The 2,484-nt window shown below is 74.9% G+C and carries 3 protein-coding genes and 1 pseudogene; 1 reads left to right on the top strand and 3 read right to left on the bottom strand.

The annotated features are described in order from the left end of the window. A pseudogene (locus tag ACFXA3_RS40910) lies at window positions 1-542 on the bottom strand (apolipoprotein N-acyltransferase); the annotation flags it as partial. Window positions 543-584: 42 nt separating this feature from the next. Further along, complete coding sequence (locus ACFXA3_RS40905) at window positions 585-1,100, bottom strand: hypothetical protein (RefSeq protein ID WP_385196292.1); 516 nt, start codon at window positions 1,098-1,100, stop codon at window positions 585-587. Between the two features lie 122 nt (window positions 1,101-1,222). Here ACFXA3_RS40905 and ACFXA3_RS40900 point away from each other — a divergent pair, with 122 nt between their 5' ends. Continuing rightward, entirely contained in the window at window positions 1,223-1,708 is a 486-nt protein-coding gene (locus ACFXA3_RS40900; RefSeq protein WP_385196290.1) for a VOC family protein, read from the top strand. A 12-nt stretch (window positions 1,709-1,720) separates the two neighbouring features. Here the strand turns inward: ACFXA3_RS40900 and ACFXA3_RS40895 are convergent. After that, window positions 1,721-2,484 (bottom strand): FAD-dependent oxidoreductase (locus tag ACFXA3_RS40895; RefSeq protein ID WP_385196287.1); only part of this gene is annotated, 764 nt, incomplete at its 5' end.

Below are 2,484 nucleotides of genomic sequence, written 5' to 3'. Positions count from 1 at the left end.
GGGGGGCCGCGGCGGGGGGCGAGGGGAAGCAACAACCCGTCGGCAGGGCCGAAGGCCAGATTGCCCCTGGGCAAGCCGCCGAAGGGGGCCCGGGCGCGCAGCGCCTCGCCCGCGATCCAGACGGCCGCACCCCACAGGGGCCAGACGGGGAGCTTGCTGACGACGGCGATCCCGAGGCAGGTGAGGCCGATCAGGAGGGCTTCGAGGGTGACGAGGGCGAGCCACGGGACCGGGCCGACCCCCTCACTGGTCCAGACGAGCAGCGGCAGCAGGAAGCCGAGCCCGTGCAGGAGGCCGAGGCCGAAGCCGGCGCGGGCGCGGCGGCCGTGGAGGCAACCGCCGAGCACGGCGAGGGCGAAGGGGGCCAGCCACCACAGCGGGCGCGGCGGGAAGCTCAGGTAGAGCAGCACGCCGGAGCCGGCCGCGAGGGCGGCGCGCGGCGGCCAGGAGGCCGCCCACCGCTTCCAGGGGGCCGCGGCGGCTTCGGTTCCGGCTTCCGCTTCGGCGGTGCGGCCGGGCTCTGCGGTGATGCTGCTGCTCATTTGCCGGAGTGTACGTGCCCACCCCCGGGAGGGGGAGAAGCCTCAGCCGGCGAGGGCCCGCAGGTGGGCGCGGATGACCCTGACCGCGTTCTCGGCGTCGTCGACGGTGACCGTGAACACCTTGCCGTCACCGAGCCGCAATTCCAGTCCCTCGCCGCGCCGGACGATGACGGCGGTGCCCTTGTCCGGGCGCCAGCGGCAGCCCCAGCCGCCCCACTGCTGGGGGGTGATGAGGGGCAGGAACTCGGCGGAGGCCACCTCCACCAGCCGGATCCTGCGGCGCGGCAGCCCGATGTGGCCGCAGCGGACCTCCAGGGCCTCGGCGTCGACGGTGACGGCGACGTGCACGAACGCGAGCGTGCCGTAGAGGATCAGCAGTCCGACGGCGAGACAGCCGATGACGGACATGAGGAGCGGGGCGATGCCGCTGGTCCAGTTCGAGTCGACGGCGAGCTCGACGCCGAGTGCGAGGCAGGCCGCACCGGCCACGGCAAGGAGCCATTGCGCGCGGTTGGAGGCCCGTCCCGTCCACAGGGGACCCGGGGGGTGAACCGTCATGTGTAGCAGCGTACTCACGTTCCGCATCTGCGCCACTGCCTCTCGCCGCGCGGCGCGGGTGTGCCGGAGGGCGTCTGCCCGGCCTTGACCTCAAGCAAACTTGAGGTCCTACGTTCGCCCCCATGAGCACTCACGAGACCGACGCACAGACCGTACGGACCGCACACACCGTCCCGGACCGCTACCGCACCGCGGTGGTGGCGCACATCATGGTGGCCGACGCACCGGCCGCGCTCTCCTTCTACCGGCGGGCCTTCGACGCCGTCGAGGACTTCCGGCTCGACCACCCCGAGGGCGGGGTGCTCCACGCCGAGATACGGATCGCCGGCGCCACCCTGATGCTCGGCGACGTCTCCGAGGGGCCGTTCAGTGCCCCGTCGGCGCTGGGCGGCACCTCGGCCGCGCTGCACGTGTTCGTACCGGACGTGGACGCCCTCGTACGGACGGCCGTCGCCGAGGGTGCGGAGCTGCTCCAGCCGCCGGCCGACCAGTTCCACGGCGACCGGACCGCCATTCTCCGAGACCCGTTCGGGCACCTGTGGGTGTTCCTCACCCACCTGGAGGACGTGTCCCGGGACGAGCTGGAGGGCCGGCTGACGGGCGCGTGACCCCGGGCGGATTCAGCCGCCGGGCAGGAGGCCGACGAGCGCGTCGCGCAGCGCGGGCCGGGGGCCGGTCATGAAGCGGTGCAGGCTCCGCGAGGCGAAGGCGACGCGCTGGGCGCTGCGGCGGCGCTCGCGGTCGTACGCGCGCAGGGCGGCGGGCAGGGCGGCCCGCCCGTGGGCGGCGACCGCGCGGGTCAGGGCCTCGGCGTCGAGGAGGGCGGTACAGGCCCCCTGGCCGAGGTTGGGCGTCATGGCGTGGGCCGCGTCGCCGACCAGGGCCGTGCGACCGCCGTCGACGAACGTCGGCAGCGCCGGGTGGAGGTGGCGCATCTCGTAGCGGATCCAGGTCGCCGGGTCGGTCTCGGCAAGGATCCGCGGGACCGGATCGTGCCAGCCCGCGAACGCAGCCCGCAGCCACGCGGCGGCCCCGGCGCCGGCGGCCCCGGGCGCCCCGGGCCCCTCGGGGAGGGCGGCGTACCAGTTGGTGCGGCCGGGTTCGACCGGGGTCATCCCGAAGAAGCGGCCCTCGCCCCAGGTTTCGCCGTACACCCCGGTCTCGAATCCGGCGGTGCCGATCCAGGCGACGGTGCCGACGGGGCGGGGGGCTCCGGCGGCGGTGAAGCGGGCGCCGCGCACGGCGCTGTTGATGCCGTCGGCGCCGACGAGCAGGTCGGCGCCCAGCCCGTCCGGATCGGCCACCCGCCGCCCGTACGCGATCTCCACACCGCCGAGCCGGCCGAGCTCGGCGAGCAGGGCGTCGATCAAGTACGGCCGGGATA

It is taken from the genome of Streptomyces sp. NPDC059456 (assembly GCF_042750055.1).
In the GTDB taxonomy this organism is placed as follows: Bacteria; Actinomycetota; Actinomycetes; order Streptomycetales; family Streptomycetaceae; genus Streptomyces.
The sequence above is the reverse complement of the archived record's forward strand: the minus strand, read 5'-3'. Positions and strand labels throughout refer to the sequence as shown.

Excerpts from the sequence above, each read along its gene's own strand:
- ACFXA3_RS40905 (WP_385196292.1), bottom strand. The coding sequence starts at position 1,100 with ATGACGGTTCACCCCCCGGGTCCCCTGTGGACGGGACGGGCCTCCAAC.
- ACFXA3_RS40900 (WP_385196290.1), top strand. The coding sequence starts at position 1,223 with ATGAGCACTCACGAGACCGACGCACAGACCGTACGGACCGCACACACC.